This window comes from Fulvivirga sp. (assembly GCF_040220315.1).
Taxonomy (GTDB): Bacteria; Bacteroidota; Bacteroidia; order Cytophagales; family Cyclobacteriaceae; genus Fulvivirga.
In genome coordinates, this window is record NZ_JAVJUY010000265.1 from 21,850 (window position 1) to 39,663 (window position 17,814).

Below are 17,814 nucleotides of genomic sequence, written 5' to 3' on the forward strand. Positions count from 1 at the left end.
ATTAATGATGTTTTAAAAGTCGTTGGTCTAAAATCATTGGTCTGGCATCAATAAATTTTATTTGTGAGGCCTGATCATGCATAGGGTTGATTAGGTAATTAAACTCTGATGGTACCAGTGCGCTGGGCACTTTTAAGCATAAACCTCCTTTTTTAATGAATTGAGAACCTTTATCCATCGTTTTTTGAGTGTATGGATATCGGTTCCATTTTTTAGGAAGTGTCGTGAGTTCAGTTATTTCAAGATGATCAGGGAAATTAATCTCGACACAATACAGGCCTCTATTGATTCGATCTGATGAAAGATTTGCCACAATCTCTAATGTGGCCAATGAAAGGCTGGCGGAGGTATACACCATTCTTGTGCCTTTATGATTCCAACGGCCACCGTACAACATGGCTCCCGTTCCTGAAAAATCCTGAATATATGCCTTGGTGGTAACCCTATGAAGAATCATTTTAAGAATACACCCCGTGCTCTATTCTTCCTAATAAATCTCTTACAATGGATATTCCAGTATCGTTATTTATAAAATCTAATGGTTTTTTGCCACCCAATGCTATCAGGGGCGAGGACATCCACTTTCTTAGAGATTCTATGCTGCCAATTACCTCTGAACCAAACTGATAAAGGGCTGCTATCTGAAGTACCCTGTCGCTAACTACAGGGCTTAGAAGGTCGTTGTTTTTGGCTTTTTCTATGGTTCTTTTGCTTACCGGAAGTAGGGAAGAAAATTCTGTGATGTTAAGCCCGCAGTAGTGTACTATGTTTAAGAAATCAGATTTAGTGATCCCATCATTTGCTTTACTATACCTTAGTGCCGGCTCCATTACTATATTTTTTATCTCATCCACACTCTAATATACGAAAAACTGCGTAAGATAATACAAATATTTTCGCTTAATTTTTTTAATAAAATAGTGATCAGGGATTAACATGAAATTGCCAGGTAACCTTACTATCGTATTAAACCTTAGTAAAGTCGATCATTCAGCCCAAATTAAGTTGATTTCATTGACTCCTGATAGGATCAATCTATTCTACTTTCAAAAAAATAGCCGGGAAATATCCACGGCTATTTCAAAAATCTACTAACCTCAATTTACTGAACAGCATTTGAAACAGGACTCACCTTATAACCTTCTTTCTCAAGTAGTTTAATTACCCCATTATCTCCGGCCAAGTGCAGCGCACCAACAGCAAAGAAGGTAGGTTTTTCTTTCGCATGCTTTTCTATTTTGGAAATCCAGTCTTCATTTCTGTCATTAATCAGCAAGTCTTCAAACTTTTCATATTCTGGTGAATCGGTCATAAACTTCTTGAGGGCTACAATATCTTGCTTTTTATACGCATCAATCATTTTTGTAAAATCCTCTTTGCCATCCTCAAAATCATTGATGCTAGTAACCAAAAGTTCAATTTGGTCTTCCATTGGCAACTGATCAAATAGTGTTGTTTGAAACTCCACTGTTTCCAACCCTAATACTTCAACATTTCGTTCTTTCGCGTTATTGGCAAAGGTTTGCTCATAACTTTCTACCACAGGGCATGTCACCGATTTTTGAATTACCATAGATAAAAGACCAAATGGCTTTACCACACCTAATTGTGTTAAATCAGCGCCATAATGTGTTTTAAAGAATTTGTTTGTTACCTCTTTTTGTTCGGCAGTAAATTCTTCGGAAATATTCTTCATTCCCGGGTTTAATGAACCTTGTTGCATTTTGGTCATAAACTCTGGGTCATCATAATCGATTTCCAAAATGGTTTGCTCCGTAGTATTTAGTGCTGAGGTTATAGACTCATCAAACCTGAAATCTTCTTTGCAAATCAGGTGGACAGTTCCGTAGAGATAGGATGGTTTTTTAAGTTCCTTACCCTCAATTTTCCAAAGTAACGATTTGGCATCCTGTGCTTTAGTTACTCTGGCCAGCATCATGCCTCCAAGAAAAGACAAGGCAAATACCAGTAGTTTAATTACTATACGTTTGATTCGTTTTTTATTCAATGAAAGTGTCATTAGCTTATTGTTTTACTTTTTAATAATTACTTTAATGAACGTTCACTGAGTTAGTAAAAATGGAATTGAGATAATTACAGAAATGTGAAAAATTATTTAACTAACTGATTATTAGGCATATAAAATTATTGAGCAAGCACCTAATGTGAATTCTTCCTCGCTGCCAGTACCTTCGAGTTTACCAATAACCTGGCTATTCATATTTCGGATTTTATTATCTAAATGACTTATTACAGGCATATCATCAGTCATGGAAATACCTTGTTTCCCATCAATTTTCATTATGGTTTGACCAGAACTATTAATAATTTCATTACCTTTTAGAGTAGCAAACACCTGTTTTTGATGATTGATTATTTGGTTGTTCTCTACAGTAAATAGAATTTGATCAATTGAATTTTTAACAGAAATCATCCTTCTTGCTTATTCAGTTCGTTGATATCTTCTTCTAGTTGTTTCAGGTACTTACCAAAGGCTTTTTTGTTCATCCATTTCGCAAACCAATGGCATAATGGTGTTAACACACCTATAACTACTGCCCAAATCAACCAGCCTTTGGTTGTGTCAAAAAAATCTGAATTATCATGTTCGATATTAAGCCCCACTATAAATCCGGCACTTGCTGAGATTGGGTAAAGAATGAGCCCTATAAGTTCTTCATATCTGAGTATTCGCTTCACCTTAAATTGAAATGTCTCAAGCGTGGTTTTTAAATTTTTACTTAAGTCAATTTCATCCTTAATGATTTTTCTTTCTTTAGTTAATATAATTCCGCTAATAAAATAGACTACTGTGATTATGTAGAGTAATATATCCGTAATTGGATTGGTGTCTAAATAGATGATGCCTAGAAAAAACACAATGCCACCCCATACAAACCAAGTTTTAAGCCTTAATTTTTTATGTAAGGTTTCAATTACTCCTACACTTTTAGATCGGATACTTTCTTGTAGTTCATTAATATCCAAGCGAATATTTTCCGATGGATTATTGCCTTTAAGTTCGTTCCAAGCTTTTTTTAACTCATCCATTAGCTTGTAATTTTCGTTTCAACTCATCTTTAATGCGATGTATTTTCACTGTCACATTGTTTTTTGTAATCCCGATCATTTCAGCAATTTCATCATGCGAATAGTCTTCTAAATGAAGTGTAATTATCGATTTGTCGATATCATTAAGCAGCTTAATGGCCTGCATTAGTTTTAACGATCTGTCCGACACTTCGGTTGAAGGTTGCTCTAAATCAAAAGAGGTTTCAAGTGGCTGTTGCTGAATTCGTGATTCCTTTCTATTAAAGGTCATTACCGTGTTAAGACCCACACGATATAACCAAGTAGAAAACTTAGAATCACCTCTAAACCGGCTCATCGATTTCCACGCCTGAAGTACAATCTCCTGATACATATCCTTTTTATCTTCCTGTGTGTCCACATAGAGATAAAGGATCTTGTTAATGATACCTTCGTGCTCTTTTACTTTAGATAAAAATAGTTCTTCGTTCACTGATTGAAATGATCAACTTATGGAGTAAGTATAAAACGTATATTGAAAATTACAGAAGGGGTTAAATTGTTTAAGTTTAAGTTTTAATGAATTGATTATCAGATAATTAAATTTTAATAAAAGATTTGCCATGCAATGCTTGAATGAGCGTGAACACTGCAAAAGCCAAATAGATAATGCCGGTAATTATTACAGTAGCTGTAGGGAATGGTGCTTTTATTTTCATAAGAAATATAGCTAGAAGCGGTATAACCTGTATGGCATGAAGGCTGATAAAATGAGATACCCGTAAATCAGCACCTACCGTACTCCAGTTTGTAAAAGGTAATCCAAACCCACCATCAGCTATACCTATACTATGCTTCAGATTGCCAACCATCATAAACCCCGAAATTCCGCCAAACAGAAAAATGATTAACCCCAGCCAAATGGCCCATAAAAGAGGCTGAGGTAATGCCATTGGATGTCGGATGAATTCTAAAAGCAGGTAGGCATAAACAATATAAGTGATGGCTATGGCTATGCCCATTAGAGGAAAAAAGATACTTCCGATTGGGTCAGTAATATTAAAATGAGATTGCTGGCCGCGTGCTGCCTGAATAATTATGCATACTATTTCAATGAGCATGGTGATGATTAGTACCCATGCCAATGAATTTTTCTTACCGATTGTGTAAGGGAGTAGTTCTATCAGGTAGGCTGAGGTAATTAAAAATATACCGATGGATATGGCAAACTTTAATGGTTTGAGCCATACATTCACACCCATGAGCATTCGTGTGTCTAACTGCATCAAAACCAAACAAAGCGCGGCCAAAACAAGGAATAATAAACCAAACTGACTCAGCAGGGTGTTTACTTCTCCAGGCAGGTAATTAATTAACCCTTCCAACTTTTGCGAACTTTAATAGCTGAAACAACAAAAAACCCACTGGCCCTAACATAAAACAAAAGAGTAGACAAGGGATGATAAACCAATGATTGATTCCTATCTCTTTAGCTTCATTTACGATCCAATTACCAACTAACAGATCAAAAGCCAGGTAATGTACCCAGCCAATGAGTACTGCATTTTCTAAAGTGAAAAGCTCTTTAACACCTGCCAGACTGCCGAAGGAGGTAAAGTCAATGGCTGGTCCTGTTATTAAATAAAAACTGTAAATAATTGCCAGCAGCGCAGCTCCAACCTGAACTATCTTATTTGTTAGTTTCCATTTAGGGAAAAATATGAGAAGTATCCAGAAGGGCAGCACCCATGCGTTGACGATATTGAATACAGTAGAACTATCCATGGTCTTTATTTAATTAATTGAGCTTTAAAACCCAAGGTCTGAATATATCGGCTAATTTCATAAGGTTTTAATCGACCGTAATTTTTTTCAATTCGCAAAATGTGATCCGAATCGAATAAATCGACATGTGCGCTTAAGTTAGGAAAGCACAAGTGGATGAGGCCAATAATAATATTGGCCTGTGTGGGGGAATTAATGTTTGTTGAAAATATTTCTACTTGCATGATTTAGTTGGTTTTAAAATTGAATTCTATACATCACATCTGGGAAGAAACCATTTTGCTCTACCACGTCCACTCTGCCAGTTACTTCGTTGTACCTTCTGGTAAACTCATTTTCAATTCCTAGCACGTTCTGAAGATCTACGAAAAATTGATGCGTTATATTTTTGTTTTTGCTGTTTAATCGAACGCCAAACTTCACATCCCATCGTACGTAATCAGCTAGTGATTCTTCATAGGCCCTATTTTCGTCAAACACTTCTCGCCCACCATTATTGATAGTTTCCTGAAGGTTTATTTGTGTATAAGGTCTGCCACCCGCGGTGGTGAATTTTGTATCGAAAGTCCACGCATTTTTACCCCCAGGGCCAAATTTCCATTCTTTTCCTAGTAGTAAATTGTAAACATAATTTCCATTGTAAGCAGTATTTCTTTCTATGCCATCACTGCCTTCATATCTGGAGTTAAATACGGAAGCTGTAGATAAAAGGTAGTAGCCTTTGCTGAAGAATTTTTCTAACGTTAATTCTACACCCGTATTAAAACCGGTGCCGTCATTTACCAAATTGCCTTTTTCCCTGAACTCAAAGTCTGAGCCTTCATTGATAACAGAGTAGCTAGAAGGTGTTGACTCCACTGGCACATCGAACAAGCTTTGGTAATAGGCTTCGGCTTTCAGCCTCCAGTCGGTGCCTAGGTTTCGATCATAGGCCAACACAAAATGGTGGCTTTTGATAAAATCCAGCTCATCATTTGTTCTTTCGAATGAGTTACTATTGGGATCAAATTCTGTATAGAATAACACCGGCCCAGGTACTACTTGCGAATGCAGTCCGTAGCCTACACTCCAACGCTGGTTAGGCCTTGCTTGCCAGCTAAGTCCAATTCTTGGTTCTGCAATAAAATCTTCTGTAAAATCCAGGTATTGGCCATGTATGCCAAAAGTTAGGCTTAAATCATCAGTGATGTTATTCTCTGCCTGTGCGAAAACCTGCGTTAGGTTATACTGGTCATCAACAAATAAAACCTGAGGCAGTTGATCCGGTATACCATCATTGTTATTGTCAAGGCCCTCATCTGCCAGGTTTCTATTATCAGCATCTTTTGTGTCGATGCTTAAATCATACGTTTCGTTCAAAAAGCCCGTGGTTAAGCTCCACCTGGCATTAAACTTTTTGTTCAGGGTAGAGGATATAGTCAATCTGTTTTCCTGTTGTTCGGATTCTGTAGCACGGTATTTTCCTGTAACGGGACCATCTGGTTCGCTTCTGAATAGATTGTCCTGATCAAAATCTGATGAGTTATAATTAAGGCCCACAGTGGTTTTTAAGAAGGTGGTTTTATTAAGTTTTATGGTGTTACTTAAACCGACCAACCCAAGTCCGTTTTCAACAAAAGCATCTTCATTGGGGTTGGCAAATAGATCATCCTCTTCAATTTCATCACCAAGAAAATCGATGCTGCTTATGCCGCCAAGGCCAAATAACTCCCATTTACCAGTTTTAGTATTACCACTGTTTAATTTAAAGGAGAAGTCCTGAAAAAATGGGGTGGCACTTGTGCCGGTAGCAGCGAGGCTGGCAATACCATACCGGTAAGAAGCAATAAATGAACCTCCTGTTTCTTTAAATACGGGCCCTTCTGCCATAAACTCTAAGCCACTAAATGCAGCTAACTGACCAGTAAACTCAAATTTATCTTTGTTACCATCTCTAAAACCAACATCAAAAACAGCGGAAGTGGCATTACCATATTCTGCAGGAAAAGCACCTGTGAGAAAATCTGAAGTAGCCAATAAATTAGGATTTAATGCATTTACAGGGCCGCCCGTAGTTCCAAAAGCTGCAAAATGGTTGGTATTTGGCATAGGTATACCCTCTATTCGCCATAATAGGCCTGTGGGTGAATTGCCCCGCACCACGATATCGTTCCTGGAATCATCGGGTGCGCTTACTCCGGCAAAGGAAGTTGCTAATCTCGCCACATCGTTTCGTCCGCCAGAAAAACGAAGGGTTTCTTCCAGGTTAAAGGTTCTGGCACTAACCTTTGCCAACTCATTCAGAGGAAGATCTTTATTGGCGTCAGCTGTAATTACAATTTCATCAAGCTTTTCAACCGACTCTTCCAATTTTACGTTTAGCACTACTTCTTTACCGGAGGTGACAAGAACGTTTGGTAGTGTGATACTTTTGTATCCTACATATTGGACTATAAGCGTTTGCCTGCCTTCGGGTACTTTTTCTAAACGGAAATTACCCTCCAAATCAGTTACAGTTCCGATAAGAGGTTCACTATTAGCCACTACAATTGATGCCCCAATAATTGGGTACTCTGCCTGTTGGTCTATGATTGTGCCTTTTACTACTTGCGTTTGAGCTTGTAGATTAAAGGATAGAAAGCCAAAACATACTAAAAATAAAGGTCTGAGATTTTTCATTTTCTTTTTTTGTTTGAATCTGAGACCAAAGTATAAGGCTGATCAATTTTAAGAAATGAGTTTTTAGGTGAAGCCATAAATAAGTAAAATGAGACAGGATTATTTATGATTTACGCTGAATGGCTTCTATTAGGAAGTAAGTATTGCTTCAAATGAAATAAATTAGGTTTCAAATGTGAATTATCCGGTTTGAGTTGAGATTATATTCCATCTTATTATTAGAAAATCGTATTTTGTACAAATTTGAAGCTGATGAAAATAGGAGGAATTACTTTTAAGGAAGTTTACGTTCGTTGGATAGGCATCTTAATATTGTCTTATATTATGATGTTAATTCATGGTATTGACGAAGGACAAACAGCATTAGAGAAATACTTTACCTCTTTCATATTTACAGCTACCTATTGGAATGCCGCATTTGCCATGTTTATGTACTTCAGACGGAAGTTCCCACAGATTAGGCAAACCCCAAAAAGATTATTGATCACATTTGTTTCTTTGGTTTCTTTTATGACCGTGGCAGATCCTATTTTATGTTCAATCTTTAACTTTAATCAAGATCAGGATATTTTCTCTTTCTCATATTTAGCCGGAAATGCGGTTATTAATGTTATTACCGCTTCAGTTGTAGGATCGGTATATGAAAACGTATACTTCTTTGAGCAGTGGAAAAATTCAATCCGGTTAAATGAAGAGCTTAAAAATCAGCAGATTAGAACACAGTTCGAGGTATTGCAAAATCAGATGAGTCCGCACTTTTTATTTAACAGCCTTAATACACTCACTACGCTTATCGCAGAAGATCAAAACCTGGCCGTTAATTTCACTGAGAAATTATCTGAAGTGTATCGTTACATATTACAAAATAAAGAAAAAGAGTTAGTACCGTTAGAAGACGAATTGGCGTTTGTAAGGGCATATATTTTTCTGTTACAAATGAGATACCCTGAGAATTTATCTGTAGATATTAGAGTAGCTGACAATTATTTAGAAAAAAGTATTGCGCCTTTAACGCTACAGATGTTAGTAGAGAATTCCATAAAGCATAATATTATCTCAAAAGCGCATCCATTACATATCGAAATATATACTGAAAATGGCAAGTCACTCATTGTGAAGAATAACCTTCAAGAGAAAAAATCTATTGAGAAATCAACAAAAACAGGATTGCAAAATATAAGAAAGCGCTATGCCTATTTTGGTGATTATAATATTGATGTGATTGTTACCCATGGAAATTATATGGTAGCGGTTCCTTTGCTCAATGTTGTTAGTGAAAAAAGCCTTGTCTCTGCATGAAAATACTCATCATAGAAGACGAAGCTCCTGCCTTCAGAAGGCTTCAGAAAGTGTTGGAAGAGATTAATCCGGCCATAGAAATTGTAGAGGTTATTGACAGTGTAGAAGAATCTGTGATGTGGCTGAGAAATCATAACGAGCCTGATCTTATCTTTATGGACATCCAATTGAGTGATGGGATAAGCTTTGAGATCTTTGAAAAAATAAAGATTACCAAACCGGTCATATTTACTACAGCGTTTGATGAGTATATGCTCAAGGCATTTAAAGTGAGCAGCATAGATTATTTGCTTAAGCCTATAAAAAAAGAAGATCTGGCCCTGAGCCTGCAAAAGTATAACGATCTTAAAATCTCTTTTGGCAGCTCCAATTCATCTGTTGATTTGAATGAGCTTATAGGTAAAATCCGCATGGATGACAGGAAGTTTAAGTCGAGGTTTTTGTTAAAGCAAGGGGAGAAGCTCTTGTCCGTAGAAACCAATGACATCGCCTATTTCTTCACTAAAAACGGAGTGGTTTACTTGGTTACTCAGGAAGATAAGAAATACTTGATGGATTATAATCTGGATGAGCTGATGAACCAGCTTGATCCTGAAAAATTCTATCGTGCCAACCGCCAGTATTTAGTAGGCTTTTCTGCTATACAGGCCACACATAAATATCACAAGGGTAAATTACTTGTGGAGTTAGCCCATAAGACAGAAGAGCCGGTAACTATAAGCGCAGAAAAAGCTTCAGATTTCAAAAACTGGCTCGGATCTTAATTATCTGCGGGTGGTGTAATCATTATATGCGCTCTGTTTGTGCCTGGATCCATAATCCATGGACCACCAGGTACCAGCGGGCGAATAGGTAATCCGGTAGACTCAGGTGTGGCATAGGGTATGTAAACCACATACCTTAAGTTGGCACCAACAACTTCTCCTTTTTCAGCATCATATTTACCATTAGCACCTGAAAGCACATGTAACGTTGCCGGATTTTCTGGGAGCTTCAATTTGCCAGATTCAGCCTCTTTGGCCCTTATATCAAAGATTTCTTCCCTGCTCTTTCCTTCAGCTTTTAATTCACGGCCTCTGGCCATAAACGGCTCCAAATCTTTGTGATAACAAGAAGAGTTGTAACCTTCTTTTTGTGGATCATCTGCAATGCAGATAAGCTCATTAGTTCCTAATTTGATAATGACCAGTTCATTTTTGTCATTGAATCCCATAACGGTGGCATCGGCTCTTTTTTCTTCTGGCGCAGCCATAACAGCAGATGCGATTTGTTGCTCTTTAATTGGAATCTGTGCTTCACAGCTGGATAAAACCATAATCATTGAAGAAAAGCACAAAATGAATTTTAGATAGTTCATGGTTTGGTAGGTTTAATATGATTAAAGTTAAACAAGGCTTACTAATTATGAAATATGAGTGCTCGCAATGGGTATTAACTTAACGCTTAAAAAATAATCGTGTAATGTAAATTCCATCACCATCGTCTTTGCCGGCATCACTTTCAGCAGCACTTGTTACAAATACTAAATCCCAGCCGTCAGATAACATTTGATTTATTTTTGAGGTAATGAGGGCATCATTTGAAGCAATATTTTGAAAATTGATACCTGTTAGTGAGTAAAAGTTAAGAAGTTTTGACTCTTCAAACTCATCCACCTTGGCGTCCTTTCTTTTGATGCTCCCCTGATCACTTTTTTTTCCGTCTGTCCTCTCCGTTGTAAACTCGTCAATATCTACTTCACTAGTATTTTCTATTAGTCTTGATCTTCCCAGTCCTCCAGGAACGATAGATTCGACCACAGTAATCACCTTAAATTCAGATTGGGAGTATGAATCTTCTGCAAAGGCTAGTGTACATAAAAGTGCCAAAATAAATAACTTCTTCATTGCTGTATTGATTTGGTTAATGGTAATTGAATTTAAATAATATTCAGTCTGAGCGCCAACCACATTGCAATTTAATTTATCAGCGTTGCGAATTAATTAATTACACATCAATACTTGAAACAAAATAGCACTTTCAACGCCATGATTCGAAATTATCTGATTACTTCATTTAGAAATTTCAAGCGACATTGGAAGCTAACACTCATTAATGTTTTAGGTCTTTCAGTGGGACTTGCCTCATTTTTAATAATCATGACTCATGCACATAGGGAATTGAGTTTTGATAAATTTCATACGGATTACCCAAACATTTATCGGGTTTCTATGCTCTTTACTCCTGAAGGCAAAGAACCGTATCACACTGCAGCAACGTATTCAGCAGTTGGCCCCGGCCTTACAGAGGATATGCCAGAAGTAACTGGTTTTTGTCGAATTATACCGATGGGTTGGGGTAATGGTGGATTTATTAAATATGGATCAATTATCCAGACATATAAAAATATTCATTATGTAGACAGTTCGCACCTACAATTATTTTCATTTAAGATGATTAAGGGTAACCCCAAAACAGCTCTGGTGGACGTGCATAGTGCTGTAATTTCGGATGAACTAGCCCAGGTTTATTTTCCCAATGAAGACCCAATGGATAAAACCTTAACCATCAATTCAATTGATGGTATTTTGGAGTACACAATTACAGGCATTTTTAAGAAGCGGGCAGATTCGCACCTGACAGCGGATGTATTGATTTCATATGCCTCACTTTCCTATTTAACCGGTCAGGAAAATGCGTATGCCTGGAATTGGTTTGATTATGTCACGTACATTAAGGTTGCACCTTCAACTGATTTAGAATCACTTGCATCCCGCTTTCCTGCCTTTATTGATAAACATGGAGGCGAACGAAGAGGTAGTAAAATGGTGAGTTTTGAACTTCAGCCATTGTCAGACATTCATTTACATTCGAACATAAATCAGGAGTTGTCAGCAAATGGAGATTATGAAACAATAGTATTTTTAATCATTGTAGCCATCATCATTTTGATAACAGCATGGGTAAATTATATCAATTTATACATTTCTCAGGCCACAGAAAGAATTAAAGAGGTAGGAATTAGAAAAACACTTGGATCAAGTAAAACACAGCTTAAGACACAGTTTTTTCTCGAATCTGCACTCGTTAACTTGTTGGCAATTTGCATAAGCATCCTGTTAATTTGGTTGGCTGTTCCTGCTTTTAATCATCTAGCCAACTCAAACCTCCACTTTTGGGATATGATTTCTTCAGAATTTATTGGTTTTGTATCTGCATCATGGGTTTTCTGTACGTTAGTAACAGGCTTATATCCTGCAGTAGTTATATCCCGCTTCGGAACTATGGAGAGTTTAAAACAAAATGCAGGTAATAGCACCACAGGACAATTGCGGAAGTTTTTGGTGGCAGGTCAGTTTGCTGCAAGCGCAGGGTTAATTTCCTGGACGTTGATCGTTTATGGACAATTTTCATTTATGAATAGCCAGGAATTAGGAATAGATACGTCCCAAACATTAGTAATAGAATCACCGGATATATTAAGAGACGCTGAAGATCATAAACGCAAACTAACTCAAGTAAAAAACCAATTAGTATCTAAAGGATTAGCAACAAATGTTGCGCTATCATCGGACGTTCCGGGTACTCAAGTAGGTTGGAGGGGAGGTACTTCAAGAGTAGGTCAGGATGTAGAACAATCAAATAATGCTGTATGCTTTAAGATGGTAGTGGGCAAGGATTATTTTCCAATGTTAAAGGCTGATTTGCTGGCTGGTCGGTACTTTCTAAGCGAGGCAGACTCTTCAAGAGTTATTATCAATGAAGAAGGATTGGACTTATATGGGTTTCGAAAACCAGATGAAGCTATAGGTTCCCTAGTTAATTTTAATGGCATGGGAACATTTGAAATAGTTGGTGTGGTTAGTAATTATTTTCAGGAATCTTTAAAAGAAGACTTTAAGCCCACAGCTTATTTTAATATATCGACAGAGCTATCTGATTTACTAGTAAAAATGGAGTCGGATAATTACCAAATGAATTTATCTTCAATAGAAAATATATTTAAAGAGTCATTTCCTGAGCTGCCATTTTCCTATTATTGGTTAGACGATCAGCTCAACAGAAGGCATGAATCAGAAGGCACATTCTTTCAGGTATTTAGAGCCTTTACAGTGCTAACCTTATTTATTTCATTTCTAGGATTGGTATCCCTTTCCTTTTTTATGGTTGAAAAGCGACTTAAAGAAATAGGAATACGCAAAGTATTAGGATCAAACACAACATCGATAACGGCCTTAATATTTAAAGATATTTTGCTGTTGGTGATAATAGGAAATCTTGTTGCTGTACGAATCATAATATTTTATGGGAATGAATGGTTAAATGGTTTTGCCTTTCATATTGATTTAAACGAATCCATTTTTCTCTTCACACTCTCGGTGACAGTAGTATTTGCAGCGGCATCCACCATTTACCATGTAACCAGGGCTGCCATGCTTAATCCGGTAACAGTGTTGCGCAATGAGTGATAATTTAAGCTAGAATTCTCTATTTTCGTTTTATGACGATTAGAGATGTCATTCTCATAGTATGCAGTGTAGGCGGTATCCAAAGTATTTTTTTGGGTATCGATTTCCTGATCTTCTTTGATAAAAAAAGCATCTCATCCAAAATTCTTGGCGCCCTCTTTCTTATGCTCGGCTTAAGGGTGATAAAGTCAACGCTATATATTTTTACTGAAGCAGTGCCTCTATGGTTTTTAAATGTAGGCTTTGCTGCACATTATTTTGTCGGGCCACTGTTGTTGTTTTATATCCTCTCAATGAAGAATACCATTGCCTGGAAGCCATTAAACTGGATTCATTTTATTCCCGGGGGGGTCATTTTACTGGCAGCACCATGGCTTTCAATTGAAGGTTTTTGGTATCAGGGTGGTTATACGGCCTTATTATTTCAGTCGATTATTTACCTTGCTATTACTTTAATCATTTTGTTAAATCTGCGTAACAGCTTTAGCAAACTTCAATTTACGTGGGGTCTCATTCTTACGTTAGGTGTGCTGGTTTTTGTGTTCATTTATTTCTCAAATTATGAATTACGATTAAACCCGTATTACTATGCACCAATTGTTTATTCGGCTGTTGTCTATTTTCTGAGTTTTCACCTTATCAAAAAGCGCAATAGTATATTCAATACAGATGCTAAGTATAAAAACATCAATCTCGATGATGAGCAGGCCGAAAATTACAAATCGAAGATTTTGGTATACTATAAAGCAAAGTCGCCATACCTCGATAATGAGTATTCGCTATCTAAACTCTCTGAAGAATTGAATATTCCTAAACACCTTCTTTCGTTACTTTTTGGCAGCAAATTAAAAATGAGCTTTGTTGACTTTACGAATAGCTACAGAGTGGAAAAAGCAAAAGAAATACTGAAGGAAAGCCCAAATTTCACGGTATCCAGCGTGGCGTTTGATTGTGGGTTCAACTCGCTTTCATCATTCAATCAGGCGTTTAAAAAATTCACCAAAACCACTCCTTCTAAGTATCGCGAAAAGCATACAAATTAATTAAAACCACATGTGCATTAACTAAAACTTACATTAAACCAAGGTGGTTTTAGCAGGTTTGTTAGATGCAAAATCGAGGGTTCGTATTCTGGAGTACTTGTTCATTTACCTTGCTTATGATGGTACTACAAATGGTTAGGCCGGTAAAAGACGATAGTGCACTTACGGCTGGGCTGGAAATATTACCAATGCTCATGTTTTTCTCTTTTGGCTTGCTTCTACTATTTTCCTTTTTACTCTATCTGATGGAGGGTTGGGTAGGTTTTTATCTACTAGCCGGGTTATTCTTGTTAGTATTTCCAGTATCTAATCTTTTAGAAGATCAATTAGCAGCAGCTTTCATTTATGTGTTGGTGAGCTCTTTAAGCTTAGTGCTGCTCACACAATTTTGGAGAGCGCTATCAGAAGGTGTGCAAACAAACAAAGGTCATTTTGCATTTATTATCGCTCATGGTTCTTTAGGTGCAATTGTAGGATCACTATTAGTGATTGTTATGGTCGCTTCCAACTCGAGTGAGTATGTGCCAATGGTGTTGAATTCATTAGTTGTAATGGGTATGGCTGCCTTTAGCATTGCAATGTCATACACAAAAAATTGTGTATCAAAGGAAACTTTAAACAAGTCTAACAAATTAGATAAAACGAGGTATGGATCATTTTTGCTCTTGTATTCCTTGGTAGCAACCTATCTCTATTACCAACAATTGGATGTTATTGCCAGATATGAAAGTGCAATAGAACCACAAATTATTTTTGCATTGCGCGATTTGCTCATTAGCCTTCTCACCCTGTTGGTTCATCATATTTTGACGACCAAAAGCATCAAAGTTGAAAGGTATGTATCCACCATTCCGGTGCTAACGGCAGTGTTATTCTTAGTGATGTTTTTATCACCTTCCCTAATTCCTATTCTTATGGCAGTAATAGTGTTTCGCACCGGAAATTTTACCATTACCAAACCAAGCAGAGAGCTTTATTACAGTATTAAACCAGGAATGAATAAGTACAAGGGCTTTTTAGATGCAGTCATATATCGAAGTGGCGATTTAATAGGAGCGTTGTTTTTTGCCGGCCTCAATAGTTTAGGAGCAGGCATTGCCTATAAGTCACTCGCCATTATGCCATTGGTGGCAGTGTGGTATTATACAAGTAAAAAAGTAAGTGTAATTTTAAAATAGTGTTATGGATCGTAGGAATGCAGTTAAGTTATTATCAGCAGCAGGTGCAGGTTTAAGTTTAGGCTTTAATTCGATGGGTTTAGATGCAACAAAAATTAGAACAAGAGTAATTGGCAATACCAATGAAATGCTGCCAGTCGTTGGTTTGGGCACTTGGCAAACTTTTGATATTGGCAGCAATTCATCTGAACGGGAAGCACTATCGAATGTGCTGCGTGAACTGAGAAGCTATGGTGGTTCTGTGGTGGATTCATCACCTATGTATGGACGGTCGGAAGAAGTGGTAGGGGATTTAAGTTCAAAACTGGGAATTGTCAATGACCTGTTTATGGCAACCAAGGTTTGGACATCAGGCAAGCAGGCTGGAATTAATCAGATGAATCAATCGATACAGCTGATGAAAAAAGCGCGCATGGATTTAATGCAAATTCATAATTTGTTGGATTGGCAAACGCATATTAAAACCCTAAAGGATTGGAAAGAACAAGGGCGGATACGGCATATCGGTATAACTCATTATGTTTCAGGTGCATTTGGTCGTATGGAATCGATTATGAAATCTGAACCCATAGATTTTATTCAGTTAAACTATTCAATAGATTCCAGGGAAGCAGAAAACACCATTTTACCTTTAGCTAAAGATCTGGGAATAGCTGTTTTAATTAATCGGCCTTATGGCGGAGGCTACCTCTTCAAAAAAGTAAAGGGAAAGCAACTCCCTGAATGGGCGAAAGAGTTCGATTGTGCTAGCTGGGGTCAATTCTTCTTGAAGTATCTTCTATCGAATGAAGCAGTTACTTGTGTTATTCCGGGTACATCAAAACCACACCACATGGTTGATAACTTAAAAGCGGGTATTGGAACGTTGCCATCGCCAAAAATGAAGGGTAAAATGGTTGAGCTTGTTAAATCGCTATGATTTGTTCTTTGGTAGAATAATTCTTGCAGTTGTACCAGTGGTTTTATTATTGGTGAGCATTAGCTTACCCTTATTCAGTTTAATTAAATCTATACTTAACGAAAGGCCTAGTCCGGTGCCGGACTCACCTAAAGTACCTGATTCAGATTTTATTGATTTAGCACCTGCTTGTAACTCTTTAATACGAGCTTCAGAAATACCTACGCCACTATCAATAATATCAATAATAATTTCGTCCGGTCCTTCTGATGAAATAACCTCAATGGTGCCTTTTTCAGGAGTAAACTTGATGGCATTGCTTAGCAGGTTTCTTACTACAAGTTTTAAGCTTTCCTGATCTACCCACGCTTCTGAAGTAACAACATGGCTGCTGGTAAGCGCTATATTTTTTGCTTCCAGATCCTCCTTGTATAAATCAATGTTCTGTTCCAAAATCGTCTCGATATTCACTTTTTCAGGCTTGCTCTTAAAACCCTCCATTTGTGTTTTGGCCCAGTTCAATAAATTATCAATATTAAAAGTTACTTTACCTAGCTGAATACTTAGTTTGTTATTAAACTCTTCAAACTCTTTTTCAGACATGGTATCTCGGATACTCATCATCCCTTTTAACGAGTTCAGAGGGCCTTTAATATCATGGCTTATAATGCTGAGTAACCTGTTTTTTGTTTTGTTAAGCTCAATTAACTTTTTCTCAGTAGTTTTTAAATCTGTAATATTTATAACATACACCGCTAAGGCGAATTGTACTTTGTTCGAGTCATAGATGGGAATGTACCTACCCAATGTATGTATATTTCGCCCATCCGGCATTTTAACTTGTTCATTAAATTTTGGTGAATTTCCCTTCAACCCTTCTTTAATTAATGGCTCATGAATTTTTCGTATGTTGGGCGGAAGTACACTAGTGTAGTGTAACGTTTCAATTTCCCGAACCGGCTTATTAAATGTTTTTTCATATAATGAATTGGCAATCAGATATTTACCATTCATATCAATTAATCCAATGAATAAAGGTAAACTATCAATGGTGGCTCTTAAAAGTTGCCTGTTTCTAAATATCTCATCCCTTTGTTGAATGATTTCTTTCTCCTGTTCTTCAAGTGTGCGACTGTACTCTTTGAGTTTATCCACATTGGCTAATAAAGCATTTCTATAAACGGCAGTAAAATAATAAACACAAAAAAAAGCAATTGAAGTGTTCAGGTAGGCCATTATTGTATCATTGGTAATTTCTAAACCTGCCTGGGTTTGGCGGATTGTTATCATAACAAGCGTACTTAGCGCAGTAAGAAGAAATAGAATAAGTTTTCCAGGGTTATCCAGGAGTACTACTATAATGGTGGAATATCCTACCATAAAGATTTCATTATATCTATTTTCATAATTTAAAACAGCCCTAAAAACAACGACATCAATGAATATAAAACCTACCCCAATAAGGTATAATTTAG

General features: G+C 37.0%; 18 protein-coding genes. 6 read left to right on the top strand and 12 right to left on the bottom strand.

The features are described 5' to 3' along the window. Position 1: 1 nt before the first annotated feature. The 9 genes from RLO81_RS12900 to RLO81_RS12940 all read right to left on the bottom strand — a co-directional run bounded on the left by RLO81_RS12900 (position 2) and on the right by RLO81_RS12940 (position 7,473). A complete protein-coding gene (locus RLO81_RS12900; protein WP_350112180.1) occupies positions 2-457 on the bottom strand; it encodes an RES family NAD+ phosphorylase in 456 nt (151 codons plus the stop codon). 1 nt (position 458) lies between these two features. After that, positions 459-830, bottom strand: coding sequence for an Xre family toxin-antitoxin system antitoxin (locus tag RLO81_RS12905; RefSeq protein ID WP_350112182.1), 372 nt, complete (start codon positions 828-830; stop codon positions 459-461). 272 nt (positions 831-1,102) lie between these two features. Continuing rightward, the gene (locus RLO81_RS12910) at positions 1,103-2,020 is read right to left on the bottom strand and encodes a TraB/GumN family protein (RefSeq protein ID WP_350112185.1); all 918 of its coding nucleotides are present in this window, start codon (positions 2,018-2,020) and stop codon (positions 1,103-1,105) included. A 111-nt stretch (positions 2,021-2,131) separates the two neighbouring features. Then, positions 2,132-2,434: a hypothetical protein gene (locus RLO81_RS12915; protein WP_350112188.1), complete on the bottom strand. Its 303-nt coding sequence runs from the start codon at positions 2,432-2,434 to the stop codon at positions 2,132-2,134. Next, entirely contained in the window at positions 2,431-3,051 is a 621-nt protein-coding gene (locus RLO81_RS12920) for a hypothetical protein (protein WP_350112191.1), read from the bottom strand. Before RLO81_RS12920 ends, RLO81_RS12915 begins: the two co-directional genes overlap by 4 nt. Then, positions 3,044-3,523, bottom strand: a complete 480-nt coding sequence (locus RLO81_RS12925; RefSeq protein ID WP_350112194.1) for an RNA polymerase sigma factor — start codon at positions 3,521-3,523, stop codon at positions 3,044-3,046. Before RLO81_RS12925 ends, RLO81_RS12920 begins: the two co-directional genes overlap by 8 nt. A 106-nt stretch (positions 3,524-3,629) precedes the next feature. Continuing rightward, positions 3,630-4,415 (bottom strand): hypothetical protein, encoded by a 786-nt coding sequence (locus RLO81_RS12930; RefSeq protein ID WP_350112197.1) that lies wholly within the window; start codon positions 4,413-4,415, stop codon positions 3,630-3,632. After that, positions 4,399-4,815 carry an ABA4-like family protein gene (locus tag RLO81_RS12935; protein WP_350112200.1) on the bottom strand — a complete coding sequence of 139 codons (417 nt, stop codon included), beginning with the start codon at positions 4,813-4,815 and terminating at the stop codon, positions 4,399-4,401. The genes RLO81_RS12930 and RLO81_RS12935 overlap by 17 nt, the downstream gene beginning before the upstream one ends. Positions 4,816-5,052: 237 nt before the next feature. Further along, a complete protein-coding gene (locus RLO81_RS12940) occupies positions 5,053-7,473 on the bottom strand; it encodes a TonB-dependent receptor (protein WP_350112203.1) in 2,421 nt (806 codons plus the stop codon). Positions 7,474-7,725: 252 nt separating this feature from the next. Between RLO81_RS12940 and RLO81_RS12945 the strand changes: the two genes are divergently transcribed. Then, the gene (locus RLO81_RS12945) at positions 7,726-8,772 is read left to right on the top strand and encodes a sensor histidine kinase (RefSeq protein ID WP_350112205.1); all 1,047 of its coding nucleotides are present in this window, start codon (positions 7,726-7,728) and stop codon (positions 8,770-8,772) included. Next, positions 8,769-9,536 (top strand): LytR/AlgR family response regulator transcription factor, encoded by a 768-nt coding sequence (locus RLO81_RS12950; RefSeq protein ID WP_350112208.1) that lies wholly within the window; start codon positions 8,769-8,771, stop codon positions 9,534-9,536. Before RLO81_RS12945 ends, RLO81_RS12950 begins: the two co-directional genes overlap by 4 nt. Here RLO81_RS12950 and RLO81_RS12955 read toward each other — a convergent pair. Both RLO81_RS12955 and RLO81_RS12960 read right to left on the bottom strand, forming a co-directional pair. Further along, a complete protein-coding gene (locus RLO81_RS12955) occupies positions 9,533-10,129 on the bottom strand; it encodes a hypothetical protein (RefSeq protein ID WP_350112211.1) in 597 nt (198 codons plus the stop codon). The genes RLO81_RS12950 and RLO81_RS12955 overlap by 4 nt on opposite strands. A 79-nt stretch (positions 10,130-10,208) precedes the next feature. Continuing rightward, positions 10,209-10,658: a hypothetical protein gene (locus tag RLO81_RS12960; RefSeq protein WP_350112214.1), complete on the bottom strand. Its 450-nt coding sequence runs from the start codon at positions 10,656-10,658 to the stop codon at positions 10,209-10,211. A gap of 141 nt (positions 10,659-10,799) precedes the next feature. Between RLO81_RS12960 and RLO81_RS12965 the strand changes: the two genes are divergently transcribed. The 4 genes from RLO81_RS12965 (at position 10,800) to RLO81_RS12980 (ending at position 16,360) form a co-directional block, all read left to right on the top strand. Next, a complete protein-coding gene (locus tag RLO81_RS12965) occupies positions 10,800-13,220 on the top strand; it encodes an ABC transporter permease (RefSeq protein ID WP_350112217.1) in 2,421 nt (806 codons plus the stop codon). A gap of 32 nt (positions 13,221-13,252) precedes the next feature. Then, positions 13,253-14,263 (top strand): helix-turn-helix domain-containing protein, encoded by a 1,011-nt coding sequence (locus tag RLO81_RS12970; RefSeq protein WP_350112220.1) that lies wholly within the window; start codon positions 13,253-13,255, stop codon positions 14,261-14,263. 116 nt (positions 14,264-14,379) lie between these two features. After that, positions 14,380-15,441 (top strand): hypothetical protein, encoded by a 1,062-nt coding sequence (locus tag RLO81_RS12975; protein WP_350112223.1) that lies wholly within the window; start codon positions 14,380-14,382, stop codon positions 15,439-15,441. A gap of 4 nt (positions 15,442-15,445) precedes the next feature. Next, positions 15,446-16,360, top strand: coding sequence for an aldo/keto reductase (locus RLO81_RS12980; protein ID WP_350112226.1), 915 nt, complete (start codon positions 15,446-15,448; stop codon positions 16,358-16,360). On the opposite strand, the gene RLO81_RS12985 is transcribed toward RLO81_RS12980, so the two are convergent. Continuing rightward, positions 16,355-17,814, bottom strand: a 1,460-nt coding sequence (locus tag RLO81_RS12985) for a sensor histidine kinase (protein WP_350112229.1), incomplete at its 5' end; no start/stop codon positions are given. The genes RLO81_RS12980 and RLO81_RS12985 overlap by 6 nt on opposite strands.